15 protein-coding genes are annotated in these 16786 nt (G+C 61.0%); 13 read left to right on the top strand and 2 right to left on the bottom strand.

Going from position 1 to position 16786, the window contains the following annotated elements:
* Nucleotides 1-47: 47 nt before the first annotated feature.
* A complete protein-coding gene (locus F8N96_RS32335) occupies nucleotides 48-422 on the bottom strand; it encodes a Rap1a/Tai family immunity protein (protein WP_224789626.1) in 375 nt (124 codons plus the stop codon).
* Between the two features lie 713 nt (nucleotides 423-1135).
* On the opposite strand from F8N96_RS32335, the gene F8N96_RS32325 reads away from it, so the two are divergent.
* The 9 genes from F8N96_RS32325 (at nucleotide 1136) to F8N96_RS32285 (ending at nucleotide 10064) form a co-directional block, all read left to right on the top strand.
* Nucleotides 1136-2512: a cytochrome ubiquinol oxidase subunit I gene (locus F8N96_RS32325; RefSeq protein WP_150801227.1), complete on the top strand. Its 1377-nt coding sequence runs from the start codon at nucleotides 1136-1138 to the stop codon at nucleotides 2510-2512.
* A gap of 11 nt (nucleotides 2513-2523) precedes the next feature.
* Nucleotides 2524-3525, top strand: coding sequence for a cytochrome d ubiquinol oxidase subunit II (cydB, locus tag F8N96_RS32320; RefSeq protein WP_150801226.1), 1002 nt, complete (start codon nucleotides 2524-2526; stop codon nucleotides 3523-3525).
* 140 nt (nucleotides 3526-3665) lie between these two features.
* Nucleotides 3666-4646, top strand: coding sequence for a quinone oxidoreductase family protein (locus F8N96_RS32315; protein WP_150801225.1), 981 nt, complete (start codon nucleotides 3666-3668; stop codon nucleotides 4644-4646).
* Nucleotides 4647-4660: 14 nt separating this feature from the next.
* A complete protein-coding gene (locus tag F8N96_RS32310) occupies nucleotides 4661-5509 on the top strand; it encodes a TauD/TfdA dioxygenase family protein (protein ID WP_150801224.1) in 849 nt (282 codons plus the stop codon).
* A gap of 78 nt (nucleotides 5510-5587) precedes the next feature.
* The gene (locus F8N96_RS32305) at nucleotides 5588-6640 is read left to right on the top strand and encodes a 3-keto-5-aminohexanoate cleavage protein (RefSeq protein WP_150767419.1); all 1053 of its coding nucleotides are present in this window, start codon (nucleotides 5588-5590) and stop codon (nucleotides 6638-6640) included.
* 109 nt (nucleotides 6641-6749) lie between these two features.
* The gene (locus F8N96_RS32300; protein ID WP_150801223.1) at nucleotides 6750-8078 is read left to right on the top strand and encodes an MFS transporter; all 1329 of its coding nucleotides are present in this window, start codon (nucleotides 6750-6752) and stop codon (nucleotides 8076-8078) included.
* Entirely contained in the window at nucleotides 8075-8734 is a 660-nt protein-coding gene (locus tag F8N96_RS32295; protein ID WP_150801222.1) for a DsbA family protein, read from the top strand. Before F8N96_RS32300 ends, F8N96_RS32295 begins: the two co-directional genes overlap by 4 nt.
* The gene (locus tag F8N96_RS32290) at nucleotides 8731-9057 is read left to right on the top strand and encodes a Rieske (2Fe-2S) protein (RefSeq protein ID WP_150801221.1); all 327 of its coding nucleotides are present in this window, start codon (nucleotides 8731-8733) and stop codon (nucleotides 9055-9057) included. The genes F8N96_RS32295 and F8N96_RS32290 overlap by 4 nt, the downstream gene beginning before the upstream one ends.
* Nucleotides 9054-10064, top strand: a complete 1011-nt coding sequence (locus F8N96_RS32285) for a YeiH family protein (protein WP_150801220.1) — start codon at nucleotides 9054-9056, stop codon at nucleotides 10062-10064. The genes F8N96_RS32290 and F8N96_RS32285 overlap by 4 nt, the downstream gene beginning before the upstream one ends.
* Nucleotides 10065-10328: 264 nt before the next feature.
* On the opposite strand, the gene F8N96_RS32280 is transcribed toward F8N96_RS32285, so the two are convergent.
* Nucleotides 10329-11351 carry an AraC family transcriptional regulator gene (locus F8N96_RS32280; RefSeq protein WP_150801219.1) on the bottom strand — a complete coding sequence of 341 codons (1023 nt, stop codon included), beginning with the start codon at nucleotides 11349-11351 and terminating at the stop codon, nucleotides 10329-10331.
* Nucleotides 11352-11599: 248 nt separating this feature from the next.
* On the opposite strand from F8N96_RS32280, the gene F8N96_RS32275 reads away from it, so the two are divergent.
* The 4 genes from F8N96_RS32275 to F8N96_RS32260 all read left to right on the top strand — a co-directional run bounded on the left by F8N96_RS32275 (nucleotide 11600) and on the right by F8N96_RS32260 (nucleotide 16763).
* Nucleotides 11600-12172 carry an RBBP9/YdeN family alpha/beta hydrolase gene (locus F8N96_RS32275; RefSeq protein WP_150801218.1) on the top strand — a complete coding sequence of 191 codons (573 nt, stop codon included), beginning with the start codon at nucleotides 11600-11602 and terminating at the stop codon, nucleotides 12170-12172.
* Between the two features lie 94 nt (nucleotides 12173-12266).
* Nucleotides 12267-14138 (top strand): DUF1302 domain-containing protein, encoded by a 1872-nt coding sequence (locus tag F8N96_RS32270; protein WP_150801217.1) that lies wholly within the window; start codon nucleotides 12267-12269, stop codon nucleotides 14136-14138.
* Between the two features lie 40 nt (nucleotides 14139-14178).
* Nucleotides 14179-15534 (top strand): DUF1329 domain-containing protein, encoded by a 1356-nt coding sequence (locus tag F8N96_RS32265; RefSeq protein ID WP_150801216.1) that lies wholly within the window; start codon nucleotides 14179-14181, stop codon nucleotides 15532-15534.
* Between the two features lie 155 nt (nucleotides 15535-15689).
* The gene (locus F8N96_RS32260) at nucleotides 15690-16763 is read left to right on the top strand and encodes a WD40/YVTN/BNR-like repeat-containing protein (protein WP_150801215.1); all 1074 of its coding nucleotides are present in this window, start codon (nucleotides 15690-15692) and stop codon (nucleotides 16761-16763) included.
* The last annotated feature ends 23 nt before the right edge of the window (nucleotides 16764-16786 follow it).

Genomic DNA, 16786 nt, shown 5'->3' with positions numbered 1-16786 from the left:
CCCTGGGTCGTGATGCATCGCCCTGGTGTGACCGCTCAGGCAGTGAGTCATTTGCAGGGGAATGCCTCTCGGTGTGCCTGAATCGCCAGTGCCACTTCCGGCTGCTTCAACTGGTTGGGATGGGCCTCCAGATACCTGACGACGACGCCCACGCTTTCTTTATTGTTCACTGCCCGTGGAACGCAGATGCGTTGTTCTTTCGGCAGGAGGTCGGCGTAGGCGGTCAGCGTCTGGCGAACGCCTTGGACAAACCCGATGCATAACCCGCTCTCAAAAGCGCTGTAGTCGTCAGTTGGAATCTTCTGACCGATCATCTTGCACGCCACAAGCAAGTTGTGCCCATCTGCCAGGACTTGACCACACCCCAGCAACGATACCAATGCGACCAAAGCGATTCGGTTTATCAAAGTGCATGCTCCCATGACTCGAGAGAGGCTAGCCGGTGCGATTGCACTATTGAAGGGCATATAAACATAAGCGATCACCGCATAAGTTTTTCGCAAGGCTGCGTGCCAATAGCCAGTTTATGCATCAGTTCAGGCCACGGTTCTGGCTCGATCATGTCCGCCGCGCGCCATATTGGACCCTGGAGTCCTGGCTGACCCAGTAAGTTTAGTTTCAGTACAAAAAAGGGCCATGAGGCCCTTTTTATGGAAAAGATGAACAGTTTTGTAATCGTGCATGCAATTTTCCCAGCGCCCATTCATACGGACTTGGGCAACACTGTTTGTCCCACCGATCGATTTTTACGGGAGCTATCAACACTTAACATCGTCTCCAGTTCAGTGGGGACCTCAGGCCAGGACGTTCGGCTGTGCTGCCGTCTGGGTGCTGCCCAACCCCAGTGGGCGTAATCTTGCGTTCACACTGGAGCAATTGGTGGCGGCGTATCGACAGCTGCATCGGGCTGCCGGTCTGCAGGCGTATTCACATCTTGACTCAAGGCCGTAGGCTTCGGACCTTACTCGACATTATCTTTGGGAATCATTGGCACTGAGCAGAGTCCACCGACAACTACTGCACCGGACAGGTGTCATGTCTATTCTCGCCATCATCTCCAGCTTTTCCGGCAACCCTTGCGTGCTTGTTTCAGCCCCCCGTTCCTGCGGGCGTTGGCCGACGGTCAATGGACAGCATGGAACCGGTTGACTCGGCGCTGATGGCGGCGCGTGCCCAGTTCGCGATCACCATCAGCTTTCATATCGTGCTGGCTGCCCTCACCATCGGGCTGGCCAACTTTTTGATGGCGCTCGAAGCGCTTTGGCTGTGGCGCGGGCGACAGGTCTACCTGGACGTTTATCGTTACTGGCTGAAAGTATTTGCCCTGACCGTGGCGGTGGGCACCGCTTCGGGCCTGATTCTGGAGTATCAGTTCGGACTCAATTGGTCGCGGCTTTCGACTCTGGCGGGTGACATCCTCGGCCCCTTGATGTTCTACGAAGTGCTCGCCGCGTTTTTTCTCGAGGCCGGTTTTCTTGGCATCATGCTCTTCGGCCTGAAGAAGGTCGGCCCAAGGATTCATTTCTTCGCCACCTGCGCAGTGGCCCTCGGTTCACTGATCAGTGCGTTCTGGATCCTGTCCGCCAACTCCTGGATGCAGACGCCTGCCGGTTACACCCTTGGCGTCGACGGACGCTTTCTGGCCGAAGACTGGTGGGCGATCATCTTTAATCCATCGTTCCCTTATCGGCTGGTGCACATGACGTTGGCCGCGTTCCTCGGCACCGCCACACTGGTGGCCGGTGTCAGCGCCTGGCAATTGCTACAGGCGCCCCGCAACCCGCGAGCACGCCTTCAATACTCCATGGCGCTGTGGGCGCTCGTCGTGCTTTCCCCCCTGCAAATAGTGGCGGGCCACCTGCATGGTCGGCACAGCCTTGAGGTTCAGCCACAGAAAATCGCCGCCGTCGAGGCCTCCTGGACTCGTCCGGCCCAGGGTGAGGGGGAGCCCCTGCGCTTATTCGCCATTCCAGACATGGCGCAGCGGCGCAACCATTGGGAGGTGGCGATTCCGCGCCTGGGATCGCTGTACCTGCGCCATGACCTGAGTGGCAGCATTGCCGCTCTGGATGAATTCCCGCCACAGGACATCCCGCCGGTGCCCGTGGTGTTTTTTGCTTTTCGCGTCATGGTCGGCCTGGGCCTGTTGATGCTGGGGCAGGGCATGGCCAGTCTGGTACTGCGATGGCGACACCGGTTATACGCCGCGCGCGGAATGCAGCGATGGGCCGTGCTGATGGCCCCGGCCGGATTTCTCGCGATGCTCAGCGGCTGGGTGGTGACCGAGGTGGGCCGCCAACCCTTCACCGTCTATGGATTACTGCGCACCGCTGACAGTCTGTCGTCGGTGTCCCGACAGCAGGTGCTCGGGTCGACGTGGGTGATCCTGGGGTTTTACCTGCTGATATTCGGTGTTGGCCTCTGGGTGCTCCTGCGAATACTGCGTGAACCTGCGCACAAGGACGAGCCCGGGCCGCAACCGACGCTGGCTGACGAGACAGGTGATTCCTGAGGGCAGGTACCATGTTGGATACTGACGTCTTGACCCTGCTGTGCGCGGCGGCCCTCGGGTTCTCGGTATTGAACTACGTCGTGTTGGACGGCACTGATCTTGGCGTTGGCATACTGCTGGGCCTGACCCGCTGTCGCCTGCAGCGACGTGCCATGGCGGTGACCATCTTGCCGATCTGGGATGCCAATGAAACCTGGCTGGTCCTGGGTGGCGGCGGCCTGTTTGCACTGTTTCCGCTGGCCTATGCCATCCTGCTGCCGGCGCTCTATCTGCCCTTTATCCTGATGTTTCTAGCGTTGATGCTTCGAGCGGTTGCGCTGGAGTTTCGTGACTACGCGAGCAGCGACAGACTCAAACGGGGTGTCGATGCCTTGCTGTCAGTCGGTTCACTGCTCGCCGGGGGCGCGCAGGGGATGGTGTTGGGTACGCTCGTACAGGGCGTCCCCCATCAAGGCGGTCAGTACAGCGGCGACGGCTGGGAGTGGCTGGCCATGTTCCCGCTCTACTGCGGTGCGGTGCTCGTGGTGGGCTACACCTGGCTGGGCGCCTGCTGGCTTTACTGGCGTACTGAAGAAGAACTCCAGCAACGGTCGGGTCGCCAGGCGAAGGTACTGGCGATGGTCACCGTGGTGCTGTTGACCGTGCTGGTTGCCTGGACGGTGATATTGGACACCCGATACGCGCAGCGGCTGTCAGACCCCCTTGTCTGGTTGCCGGCCGCCGCCTTGCTCATTGCACTGCTGTTCGGCTTCATCTCGGGCTTTCGAAGCCGTCGACACTACCTGCCCCTGTTCGCTGCATTGGCAATCTTCGTGGTGGCGTTCGCCTTGATGATCGCTGCGCTGTATCCACTGATCGTTCCGCCGGATCTGACATTACAGGCTGCCGCCTCCAGCCCGACCAGCCAGCTGTTCATGCTGGTTGGCTTCGCCGTGCTGGTACCGGTGACGCTCATATACAACACCTACGGCTTCCGGGTCTTCAGCGGGAAGGTTCGTGCCGCGCGTGATTGACCGCAATCGAGCGACGCTGCTTGTCATCAAATGTGATGGCGTTGTCGTTTGATGAGATGCGCCCAAACAGCCTGCAGCTTACATTCCAGTCAACGTAAATCGCCGTAGTGCACCCAGAACGCTGATTGGAGAAAAAAAGCATGGCCCAAGTCGTACGTTTTTATGAAACCGGTGGTCCCGAGGTTCTTCGCTTTGAAGAGGTAGAGGTCGGTGAGCCCGGTCCTGGTGAGGTTCGACTTCGCCACGTGGCTGTCGGCCTCAACTATGCCGACACCTACTTTCGCAATGGCACTTACCCGATCCCGATGCCCAATGGCATCGGCGTTGAAGCCGCCGGTGTAGTGGCGGCAGTGGGCGAGGGCGTGAGCAATGTGGTGGTCGGGGACCGGGTGACCTATACCGGCTTCACCAACACCCTCGGCGCCTACTGCACCGAACGCCTGATCCCGGCTGCGCCGTTGATCAAGCTGCCGGAAAGCATCTCGTTCGAGACCGCGGCGGCCATGACCATGCGCGGGCTGACCGCGTCGTACCTGATGCGCCGCATCTATGACTTCAAGCCCGGTGACACCATCCTGCTGCACGCTGCCGCCGGTGGCGTCGGCCTGATTGTTTCGCAGTGGGCCAAGTTGTTGGGCCTGACCGTGATCGGCACTGTGTCCAGCGATGCCAAGGCCGAGGTGGCACGCGCTCATGGTTGCGACCATGTGATCAATTACAGCCACGAAGATGTCGCCCAGCGCGTGCGCGAGTTGACGGACGGCGTCGGCGTCAATGTGGTGTTCGACAGTGTCGGCAAGAACACCTTCATGGGCTCGCTGGACTCGCTCAAGCGGCGTGGCTTGTTGGTCTGCGTCGGTACCGCCTCCGGCCCGATTCCTGATTTCAATCCGGCGCTATTGGCTATGAAAGGCTCGCTGTTCGTGACTCGCCCGGCACTGGCGGATTACATCGCCGACCCGGCAGAGAAGGCCGACCTGGCCGGTGAGCTGTTCGACCTGGTCGGCAGCGGCCAGATCAAGATCGAGATCAACCAGCATTACAGCTTGCAGGATGCCGTGCAGGCGCACCGTGATCTGGAATCGCGCAAGACCACCGGTTCATCGATCTTCGTCATCTAAGGAGGTCTGCCGCCATGCAAGTCGAACAACTAACCTGCAGCATTGGCGCAGAGCTGATTGGCGTCAAGCTGGCTGATGCCGTCCATGACGACGGCCTGTTCGCCGAGATCCGCGCTCAATTGCTCAAGCATCGCGTGCTGTTCCTGCGCGACCAGGACATCACTCGCGCCGAGCATGTGGCCTTTGCCCAACGCTTCGGCGAACTGGAGGATCACCCGGTCATCGGCAGCCACCCGGATCACCCGGGCCTGGTCCAGGTCTACAAGAATCCGGACAGTCCGGTCGACCGTTACGAGAACTCCTGGCACACCGACGCCACCTGGCGCGAGGCGCCGCCGCTGGGCAGCGTGCTGCGTTGCCTGGAGTGCCCGCCAGTCGGTGGTGACACCATGTGGGCCAACATGGTGGAGGCTTACAAGCATCTGCCGGACGAGATAAAGGCGAAGATCGAAGGCCTGCGTGCCCGTCATAGCATCGAGGCGACCTTCGGTGCGGCGATGCCGATCGAAAAGCGCCTGGCGCTCAAGGCCCAGTACCCGGACGCGGAGCACCCCGTGGTGCGCACTCATCCAGAGACTGGCGAGAAGGTGCTGTTCGTCAACTCGTTCACGACTCACTTCACCAACTTCCACACGGCCGAGCGTGTGCGGGTCGGCCAGGATTTCACCCAGGGCTCGTCCGAACTGCTGCGTCACCTGACCAGCCAGGCGCACATTCCGGAGTACCAGGTGCGCTGGCGCTGGAAGCCCAACAGCATCGCCATCTGGGACAACCGCAGCTCGCAGCACTACGCCGTGATGGATTACCCGCCGTGCCATCGCAAGATGGAGCGCGCCACGATCATGGGCGACAAGCCTTTCTGAGCAACTTCACCTGACCCCATGCAAAAGCCTGCTCCGTACAGCCTGTCGGGCAGGCAAAAACAAAAATAGGAGATAATCATGCAGTTTTTCGACGATTCCCTGCACCCGGATACCATGGAAAAAGTGGTGATTACCGTCGCCCCTTACGCTCCCCAGTGGATGCCTGGCGACTTTGCGGAAGACATTCCGCTGACCATGGACGAACACGTGCAGGCAGCGGTCGACTGCTATGAAGCGGGCGCCACCGTGCTGCACTTGCACGTGCGTGAACTGGACGGTAAAGGGTCCAAGCGCCTGTCCAAGTTCAACGAGCTGATCGCCGGTGTGCGTGAAGCCGTGCCGGACATGATCATCCAGGTCGGCGGTTCGATTTCCTTTGCTCCTGAAGGCGACGGCGCCGATGCCCTGTGGCTCTCCGACGATACCCGGCACATGCTCGCGGATCTGACGCCCAAGCCCGATCAGGTCACCATCGCCATCAACACCATTCAAATGACTATCACGGAGCTGCTGTTTCCGGAAGGCATTGAAGGCACCTCCCTGCTTGATCCGGCCACCCATGCCGCCTATACCGAAATGACCGTGCCGGCAGGTCCTGCCTTTGTCGCCGAGCACCTCAAGCGTTTGCAGGCCAGCAATATCCAGCCGCACTTCCAGCTGACCGGCATCCATGCCTACGAAACCCTCGAGCGCCTGGTGCGCAAGGGCGTCTACAAGGGCCCGATGAACCTGACCTGGATCGGCATCGGTGGCGGTTTCGACGGCCCGAACCCGATGAACCTGATGAACTTCATCAATCGCGTACCGGATCGTTGCACCTTGACTGCCGAGTCGTTGCTCAAAAACGTGCTGCCACTCAACACCATCGCCATGGCCATGGGCTTGCATCCACGCCTCGGTAACGAAGACACCATTATCGATCAGCACGGCAAGCGTTTCTCTTCCGTGGAGCAGGTCAAGCAGACGGTGCGCATTGCCAACGAGCTGGGTCGTGAGATCGCCAGCGGCAAAGAGGCGCGCGACATCTACCGTATCGGCGTGCAATACGAAACCATTGAGGAAACCCTGTTGGCCAACGGCCTGGCGCCGAACCGCAAGGCAGGTCAGAAGGGCGTACCACAACGCGGCTGATGCACAGGGCGGGGCAGGCCGCTGAAGGTAGCCTGCCCCGACCCACCTGAAACGCGTTGAGCAAGACCAAAACAATAACAAGACGGGTGCAAGACACCGAGGAGGCAGCATGGCCTATCACCACACTGTGGACGATGCAGAAGATACTTCAGTTGGCATTCCGCGCAAGTACGCCTGGGCCGTATTCGCACTGACCTTTGGCCTGTTGATCTCCGATTATATGTCGCGGCAGGTGCTCAATGCCGTGTTCCCGATTCTCAAGGGCGAGTGGGCATTGAGCGACGGCCAGCTCGGCCTGCTCAGCGGCATTGTGGCCTTGATGGTGGGGGTGCTGACGATCCCCCTGTCGCTGTTGGCCGACCGCTTTGGCCGGGTCAAGAGCCTGGCGCTGATGGCCTTGCTGTGGAGCCTGGCCACCTTGGGCTGCGCCCTGGCCCAGAACTACCAGGAGATGTTGATCGCGCGCTTCATGGTCGGCGTCGGCGAGGCGGCCTACGGCAGCGTCGGCATCGCCGTGGTGGTATCGGTGTTTCCCAAGAACATGCGTGCAACCCTCGCCAGTGCCTTCATGGCAGGCGCCATGTTTGGCTCGGTGCTGGGCATATCCCTGGGCGGGGCGATAGCCGTCAAGCTGGGCTGGCGTTGGTCGTTCGCCAGTATGGCGCTGTTTGGCCTGGTGCTGGCGGCGATTTACCCGCTCGTTGTCAAGGAAGCCCGTATTGCCCCGCAGCGCCTGGCCACGGCCGGGAGCAAAATCAAAGCGACGGTCAAGCGTCCGCTGCGCACCTTGTACGGCACGCGTTCGGTGATCGCCGCTTACGTGGCCAGCGGTCTGCAGACGTTCGTTGCCGGTAGCATGATTGTGTGGATGCCGAGCTACTTCAACCGCTATTACGGGATGGGCGAGGGCAAGGCTGGCGTCATAGCAGGCGTCATGGTGTTGTGCTGCGGTGGCGGGGCGATTATGTGCGGCATGCTCAGTGATCGCCTGAGCCGTCAATCTCCGTTGCGCAAGATCGAGATTTCCATTGCGTTCTGCCTGGGCAGCTGCCTGCTGATGTCGCTGGCTTTGATTCAGCCGGTCGGCCCTCTCCAGTTGGGCCTGATCGGCACGGCCATGCTGTTCGTGACGGGCACCAACGGCCCGACCATTGCCACGATCGCGAACCTGACCCACTACAAAGTGCATGGCACCGCTTTTGCCGCCCTGACCCTGGTCAATAATATGCTCGGCCTGGCCCCGGGACCTTTCGTCACCGGCAGGGTGTCCGACGTTATCGGCCTGCATGGGGCCTTCCAGCTGGTGCCGATGATGAGCATCGCGGCAGCGGCGGTGTTCTTCTATATCCGCTGTCACTATCTGGACGACATTGCCCGTGTGCAGGGCAAGGATGTCGATGACGCGCCCGCCAAAGCGGTGATGGAGGTGTCGCCGTGACGGGGATATTGCGTATCGATGCGTTCTTCGACTTCATCTGCCCCTGGTGCCTGATCGGCAAGCGTCAGCTCGAGCGCGCACTCATGCAGTTGCGCGCCAGCCAGCCGCAGGTCCAGCTGGAGCTGGCCTGGCATGGCGTGCAGTTGCTGCCGCACCTGCCGGCGCAGGGCGTGCCCTTTGTCGAGTTCTACCGTCAGCGCCTGGGCAGTGCCGAGGCGGTGCAAGCGCGCCAGGCGCAAGTCCGGCAGGCCGCGGCGGCCGTAGGCCTGAGCATCGACTTCAGTGGCATCGAGACGATGCCCAATACCGCCGATGCCCATCGCCTGATGGAATGCGCCTCTGAACTGGGGAGCGTGGCGCAGCGTGACGCCCTGCTGGAGCGGCTGTTCGCCGCCTATTTTGATCAAGGCAAGGACCTTGGAGACAGTGCCACCTTGCTGGCGATCGCCGGGTCCTGCGGTTACCCGCGCGAGGCCCTGGTCGACTGCCTGGAGGGCGCTGGCAGCCCCTACGACGATAGCGGGATGGGCGCCAGGGGCGTGCCGTATTTCATCTTCAACCGTCGCCAGGCGATCTCCGGCGCGCAGCCGGCCGAGGTGCTGCTGCAGGTGATGCGGCAAGCCCTTGGGCAGGACGCGGCCGGGAGCCCGGCATGAGCCTGCACATTGCGGTACCGGCCGAGAAAGTCCCGGCACCTGGCATGCGCTCGCTGTTCGAGCCCGAGGGCAGCAGCCTGGCGCTGTTCAATGTCGCAGGCCAGCTCTACGCCATCGACGACAGCTGTCCGCATCAGGGGGCCTCACTCTGCGGAGGCCGCCTCGAGGGCAAGGTGATCCAGTGCTGTGCCCACGGCCTGCGCTTCGACCTTGCCAGCGGCTACATGCTCAATTCAACCGCGGTGAAGGTTGCCAACTACCCGGTCGAAGTGATCGACGGCCAAGTGTTCATTGTCATCGCTTCCAAGGAATCCGCCGTATGAGTGCCATTGCTCTGGCCTATGTTCACTGCCGTGCGCGTGAGCTGGCCCCCGGTTTTATCGTCAGCCTGATAGTCGCTGCCGCGGCGAGTTTCCTGTCCGAGCACTACGGTGCGCCGGTGATGCTGTTCGCGCTGCTGCTCGGCATGGCGCTGAACTTCCTGGCTGGCGATGGCCAGTGCAAGGCCGGTATCGAGTTCACCGCGCGCACCGTGTTGCGCATCGGGGTGGCGCTGCTGGGCATGCGCATCACCCTGGAGCAGATCGCTGCGTTGGGCTGGAAACCGGTCGCGCTGGTCGTGACCCTGGTCGCGGTGACCATTATCGTGTCGATGGTGGCGGCCAGGGCCATGGGGTTCCAGCGGGTGTTCGGCATGCTTACCGGTGGCGCTACGGCGATCTGCGGTGCGTCCGCGGCATTGGCATTGGCCGCAGCGTTGCCCAGTCATCCGCAGAAGGAGCGCGCCACCCTGTTCACCGTGATTGGCGTGTCGGCCCTGTCGACCATGGCCATGATCGTCTACCCGATGATCGCCAACTGGCTCGAACTCAATCCGCAGCAGGCAGGGGTGTTCCTCGGTGCCACCATCCACGACGTTGCCCAGGTCGTAGGCGCCGGCTACGGCATGTCTACCGAGACCGGCGATACCGCCACCGTGGTCAAATTGATGCGCGTGGCCATGCTTCTGCCGGTGATTGTCTGCGCGGCGATGATGTCCCGCATGCAGGGCGGCGACCTGCCGGGCAAACGACCGCCGTTGCTGCCCTGGTTCGCGGTGGGCTTCCTGATACTCGCGTGCGTCAACAGTACCGGCTGGATCGTCCCGGCAGTGCAGGGTTTTACCAACGAACTGTCGCGCTGGTGCCTGGTGATCGCCATCAGCGCCCTGGGCATGAAGACCCAGCTCAAGGAGCTTGCCGCCGTGGGCATCAAGCCGATCCTGCTGATGGTGGGGGAGACCGTATTCCTCGTCGTTATGGTGCTGTTGCTGATGCACTGGGGCTTGTAAGCGGACGCTCAATTGGGGGTAGCACGCCTGCGCGCACAGCTTAAGCGTGAGCCAGGCGTCGTACCTCCGGATACGCTCCTTTTGCGGTCGTCTGTCAAAGCAGGCGGCCGTTTTTTTTGGGGGGTACGGTCCCCTGTAGGAGCTGGCTTGCCAGCGAAGGTCGTTAACGATAACGCGTGAATACTGGTGATACGCGGGGCACTTGAGTCCATCGCCAGCAAGCCGGCTCATACAGGGGCGCCAGCAAGCTGGCTCCTACAGGTCTCAGCTGTCTTTGCGCGGCACGATCTTGCGTTCGCTGCGCCAGGCGGCAGGAGGCATGTTGAACTGGGAAATGAACCAGCGAGTGAATGAATTGGGCATGGAGTAGCCGAGCATGTCGGCGATCCGTCCCAGCGAGTACCCGGGGTTCTCCAGGTAGCGAACCACCAGGTCGCGGCGCACGCTGCTGATCAACTCACTGAAACTGGCGCCTTCTTCATCCAGGCGGCGCTGCAGGGTGCGCACGTTCATACCGTGGCTCTGAGCGATCTGCGCAATGGTCGCGCGGCCCATGGGGAGCAACAGGTAAATGGATTTACGCACGTCGAACGCCAGGGATCCGCCGTTTTTGCCCATCAGCGACGAGTCGAGGTAGCGTTGCGCGTGTCGGGCCATGGCCTCATTGGCCAGGGGGTTGGCGGCGTCGAGGTTGGCGGCGGGACAAACGATGCCATTGAACTCGCAGCCGAACTCCACTTTGCAGCCGAAGATCCGTCGATGCACGGAGAGGTCCGCCGGAGCGTCATGGGTAAAACAGACACTGGTCGGGTGCCAGTGCGCGCCGAGCAGGGCGGCGCAAAAACGGTGCATCACGGCAACGGCCAACTCGATGGATTGGCGGTTGTTCGTGCCCATATCAGTGACCAGTTCTTCGCGGATGATCACCGTCTTGCCGGTTTCCTCAACGAAAACAGCCAGTGAATCGTTAAGCAGGTGACGGTACTGCACGATCACTTTCAGCGCGTCGCGCAGCGTGTTCTGGTGACTGAGCAGCAGGCTCACTTCACCAAAGTCCGATAAGTGTCGCAGCTCCGCCATGCGCAGGCCGAAGGTTTCACAACCGCTCAGGCGCGATGACTTCTCCAGCAGGATGATGCTGGCGGTGGCCGGGATGCGTTGATCGGGGTCGCTGAGGAGCGAAGGGGTCAAGCCCACCTCGGCCAAAAGAGCGTTCGCATTCAGCCCTAGATGGCGAGCCACTTCCTGGTAATTGGTCAGTACGGCGGTTCGAGCTTGAATGGTCATGGCGTGCATTCATTCCATTTAATGACAAACGAGGTCCCGCTGTCGCAGCTACCTGCCATTTATAGAGACTTTGTCGTGAAATGAAAATAGTTTGACGGGGAAAATCTATTTCTGCGGGGCTGTCATCAAAAGGGAAGTGGTTGACGCTAAATGTAACGCGCGCCGACGAGGCGAATCCTACTGTGCTGCTGGAGGGTTCGAACGATTGGCGGACCTTTCGATGGATTGTCCAAAGGTGAATTAGCGCGATGAATGACACCACGATTTTGATAGTTCCAGGCTTGCGTGATCATGTGCCAGAGCATTGGCAAACATTGCTGGAAGCCAAGTTGGACAAGGTCCGCTCAGTGCCACCACTGGAAGCGAACAAGCTCAGCCTGGCGGCACGCGTGGAAGCGATCCAGCGCGAGCTGGAGCAGATTTGCGGTCCGGTGATCCTGGTGGCCCACAGTGCCGGTGTGCTGATGGTGGTGCACTGGGCCGCCCTTCATGACCGCCCGATCAAGGGCGCCTTGCTGGCCGCACCGCCGGACCTCGAGGCCAGCTGGCCAGCAAATTATCCGACCCCTGAAAGCCTGCGGGCCAATGGCTGGGATCCGCTGCCAAAAGGGTCTCTGCCGTTCCCTTCGATCGTCGCGGCCAGTACCAACGACCACCTCGCGAGCCTCGAATCCGTGACCCGGATGGCCGGTGACTGGGGCAGTGAACTGGTCAACCTCGGTGCGGTAGGCCATCTCAATCCTGCAGCCGGATACGGCGAGTGGCCGCAGGCACAAGACTTTATCCGCACGCTGGATCGTGGGGTGCAAACAGCTCAATAAAACTGCCTGAAGGAAACTCGCATCACTGCAAGGACCGGATGTGAGTCGTTGTTAGAACCAAAAAACAAAAACAACAAAAAACGGAGACAACGTAATGCACATCTCGACCGGACACCGTCCTCTGCGCCTCAGCTTGCTCGCCAGCGCCATGCTGCTCGCCTCCATGCCGGCTGCCCATGCCTTTGAACTCGACACGGGCAGTGAAGATTGGGCCGTGCGCTTCGATAACACCCTCAAGACCAGCTACGGCCAACGGGTCGAAGGCCAGAACTCGAAGACTGCCAACGCCTCCAACTACAACGACGGCGACAAGAACTTCAGTGTCGGCAGTGCAGTGACCCAGCGGGTCGATCTGTTGACCGAGCTCGATGTGGTCTACCAACGGAAAATGGGCTTTCGTGTCAGTGCCGCGAGTTGGTATGACCATGCCTATGACAATGTCGGTTCCAACTCCAACCCTTTTCCAGGGCAGCAGGGCAATGCGGGCAACCTGGTGGCGGCTCGTCAGTCCGGATCGATTCAGCCTGGCGACTCGCTGAACGGCCACGCTGCAAGCAAGCATGGGCTGAGCAACTACAGCGATCGTTATTACAACGGCCCCTCCGGTGAGATCCTCGATGCCTTCGTGTTCTATAGCACCGAGGTCGGCGAGGAGTCGATGTTCAGCACCAAGCTCGGGCGGCACAACATGTACTGGGGCGAGACCCTGTTCAATGCGGCCAACGGCATCAACTACGGTCAGTCGGCCCTGGACCTGGCCAAGTTGTATAACGTGCCGGGCACCGAAACCAAGGAGCTGTTCCTGCCGCGCAACCAGCTGTCCATGTCGTTCACGGTCAATCCCGAGCTGACCCTGGGGGCGCAGTACTTCCTGGAGTTCCGCAACACCCGTCTGCCCGAGGGTGGGACTTACATGGGCGGCTACGACATGTTCGGTGAAGGCGGGGACGTGTTCTGGCTGCCGGTGCCGACCGCGCTGAACGGGGCCGGTGCTTTTTACGGTACCTCGCGCGGGCATGACGTCAAGCCGCACAACGCCGGCGACTTCGGGCTGATGGCCAAGTGGAGCCCGGAATGGCTGGACGGCACCCTGGGCTTCTACTACCGCAACACGTCGGACCCGATGCCGGTAGTGCTGGTCAATGCGCCCAACCTGCAAACGCCAGGCCTGCCGGGGCTCACCGGCGCTGAATACCTGTCCGCTTATGCCGATGACATCGACATCTATGGCATCAGTCTGTCGAAGGGGGTGGGCCCGGTCAGCGTCGGTCTCGATGTGAACTACCGCGAGAACATGCCGCTGCTGAGCAACTTCACCACCGTCAACCCGACCTTGAGAGGGCAGGCCGATCAGGGGCTGGTCAACGGCGACAACCTCATCGGTGCCGTGCCGGGCCGAGGTGATACCGGAACGGCCCGTGGCAAGACTTTCCACGTGGTACTCAACGGCATCGTGAGCTTTGGCAATACGCCGTTATGGGATTCCTCCTCGCTGGCTGTCGAAGGATCGATGACCCATCTGGTCAGCGTCGACAAGGGCAAGCAGTCCTTCAAGGGCAACTCCAGCTACCACGGGGTCGACAAAGTCGACACCAATGCCTACTCCATCGCCACCAACTTCACCCCGACCTGGTTCCAGGTGTTCCCGGGCGTCGATATGTCCATGCCGATGTCCTACAACGTCGGCCTCAAGGGCAACTCGGCCGTCCAGCTGGGTGGCAGCGAGGACACTGGCAGCTACTCCATCGGCGTCGCCGCGGACGTCTATCAAAAATACAAGTTCGACCTGAAGTACGTCGATTCCTTTGGTCCTTTCAATACCTGTGAAACCGGATTTGACAACAACACCCCCGGCAGTGGTGGGCAGTACCGCTGCATTCCCGGCCAGATCACTTCCCAGGCAGGCCTGGCGCCGCTGCTGAAGGACCGCGGGATGATCACGGCCTCGTTCAAAACCACCTTCTGATTGACACCCGGATTACAACAACAAAGTGGAGAGAATTCAGATGAAATTCCTAAATAGCATGCTGGCAGCGTCCCTGGCGGCCGTCATTGCCGGTCAGGCCCATGCGGCCGTATCGGCTCAGGAAGCCGCCAAGCTGGGCACCAGCCTGACCAACGTGGGTGCGGAGATGGCAGCCAATGCCGATGGTTCGATTCCAGCCTACACCGGCGGGTTGACCACCGCTCCAGCCAGCTTCAAGGCGGGCGACGGCATGCGTCCGGATCCTTTTGCCAACGAGAAGCCGCTGTTGGTCATCGATGGTAAGAACGTCGACAAGTACAAGGGCCAGTTGACCGCCACCACGGCAGAGCTTGCCAAGCGCTATCCCACTTTCCACATCAATGTGTATCCGACCCACCGCACTGTCGCCCTGCCTCAGGCGGTGCTCGACAACAGCCTGAAAAACGCCACCGGTACCAAGGCCCTCGATGGCGGCCTGTCCATCGATAACCTGTTGCCCGGCGTGCCGTTCCCGATCCCGACCTCGGGCAGTGAAGCCATGTGGAACCACCTGCTGCGCGTCGGGGGCAATCGCAACGTCAAGTATGACTCCTGGAACGTCGATTCCGCGGGTGTACCGACACTGTCCACCACGGCGCTGTCGTTCTCGAGCTATCCGATCTACGACGACATGTCGAAGCCGTTCAAGAGCACTGACGTGTTCTTTCAGATGAAGCTGTATTACACCGGTCCCGCGCGCCGTGCGGGCGAGGCCATCATGCTCAAGGATACGGCCAACCCCTTGGCGCAGCCACGCCGCAGCTGGCAATACCTGCCTGGCCAGCGCCGCGTGAAGCTGGCGCCGGACCTGGCCTATGACACGCCTAACCCGGGTACGGGCGGTGCCGGTACTTACGACGATGTATTCGTGTTCAACGGTGCCCTGGACCGCTTCGAGTGGAAGCTTACGGGCAAGCAGGAAATGGTGGTGCCGTACAACACCTACAAGCTGACCTACGCGGTGGACGCCAAGCAGCTGACGACCCCCAACCACATCGCACCTGACTATGTGCGCTGGGAGAAGCACCGCGTCTGGGTGGTGGAAGGCACGCTTAAATCCGGTTCGCGCCACATCTACCAGAAGCGTCGCATGTACCTGGACGAAGACAGCTGGATCGCTTTGGCCTCCGACCAGTATGACTCGAGCGGCAAGCTCTACCGCGGCTCCTTCGCCTTCCTCAGCCAGAGTTACGACAAAAAGATCCCCGATGTCTCGCCTTTCATGATCTACGACCTGGTGGGCGGCTCCTACAACATCAACGGCATCACGGGCGCGTACGGCGGCATCAAGTACATCGAGTCGCTGTCGAAGGCGCAGTGGGCGCCGGATGCACTGGCAGGGTCCGGTATCCGCTGAGCGGCAGGCGATAAAGCCCGGGGCGATCGCTTGTGGTCCCCCGGCAGAGTGACTGGAAGATGGACGGCCGGAGCGTCGTTCATCTTGGGTTACCGATTCCGACGCCGGCCTGTACCTCGTGTGCTTTGCGGTGTCGTTCTCTTAGAAGGTGCGGTATGGGTTCCTTGAAAAAGTTCGTGCTGGCGCTGCTGTGCTCGATGCTGGCGCTGTTGCAGGGTGTTGCTCAGGCAACCGGTTATGTCGATGTACTGGATCTGCCGGCCAAGCCGAGTCCTTTGGCCGTGAGTAGCCCCTTGATTGGCATTGCTCGCGCCGGCGAGCGCCTGGTCACTGTGGGCCAGCGTGGCCATATTCTTTATTCCGATGACGCAGGCAAGCACTGGTTGCAGGCCAGTGTCCCGCTCAGCAGTGATCTGACGGCGGTGTTTTTTCCTTCTGCCAGGCAGGGCTGGGCGGTCGGCAACGATGGCGTGGTACTGCACAGCAGCGATGCCGGCGCCACTTGGCGCAAGCAGCTCGACGGTCGCCAGATCGGTGCCGCTGTGGTCAAGCATTATGCGGCGCTGGCCAGTGCAGACCCTGGCAACGAGCAATGGCCACTGCTGGTCGCCGAAGGTGAGCGGCTGGTCGAACAGGGGGCGGACAAGCCGCTGCTCGATGTGTGGTTCGCCAACGACAAGCTGGGCTATGTGGTCGGTGTGTTCAACCTGATCCTGCGGACCGAAGACGGTGGCCAGAGCTGGACGCCGTTCCAGGATCGCACCGACAACCCGCAAGGCTTTCACCTCAACGCCATCGCCTCGACCGGTGACGCGCTGTACATCGTTGGCGAACAGGGCCTGCTGCTGAAATGGGATGACGCGCAGCAGCGCTTCGCTGCCTTGCCGACGCCTTATCAGGGCAGCTACTTCGGCGTGGTCGGCAAGCCCGGTGAAGTACTGGTCTACGGCCTGGGCGGCAATGTGTTTCGCAGCACCGATGGCGGTCTCAGCTGGAACCCGTTGGCGAGTGGCCTGCAGGTCAGCATCACGGCGGGGATCATCAATGACCAGGGTCAGTACGAGCTGTTCACCCAGGCGGGACATGCGCTGGTCAGTCAGGCGGGCGGTACACGGCTGCAGTTGCTGGAACAGCAGGATCCGACCCCTGTGGCCGGTGTGAGCCAGGCCGCCGATGGTTCGCTGGTAGTGGTGGGTAGCCGTGGTGTACAGGCACTGTCTGTCAAATAAGAAAAATTAGAGCGAGTACCCAG

This window comes from Pseudomonas fluorescens, from assembly GCF_902497855.1.
In the GTDB taxonomy this organism is placed as follows: domain Bacteria; phylum Pseudomonadota; class Gammaproteobacteria; order Pseudomonadales; family Pseudomonadaceae; genus Aquipseudomonas; species Aquipseudomonas fluorescens_BI.
Note: the sequence above shows the minus strand (reverse complement) of the source record. Positions and strands in the feature narration are given on the sequence as shown.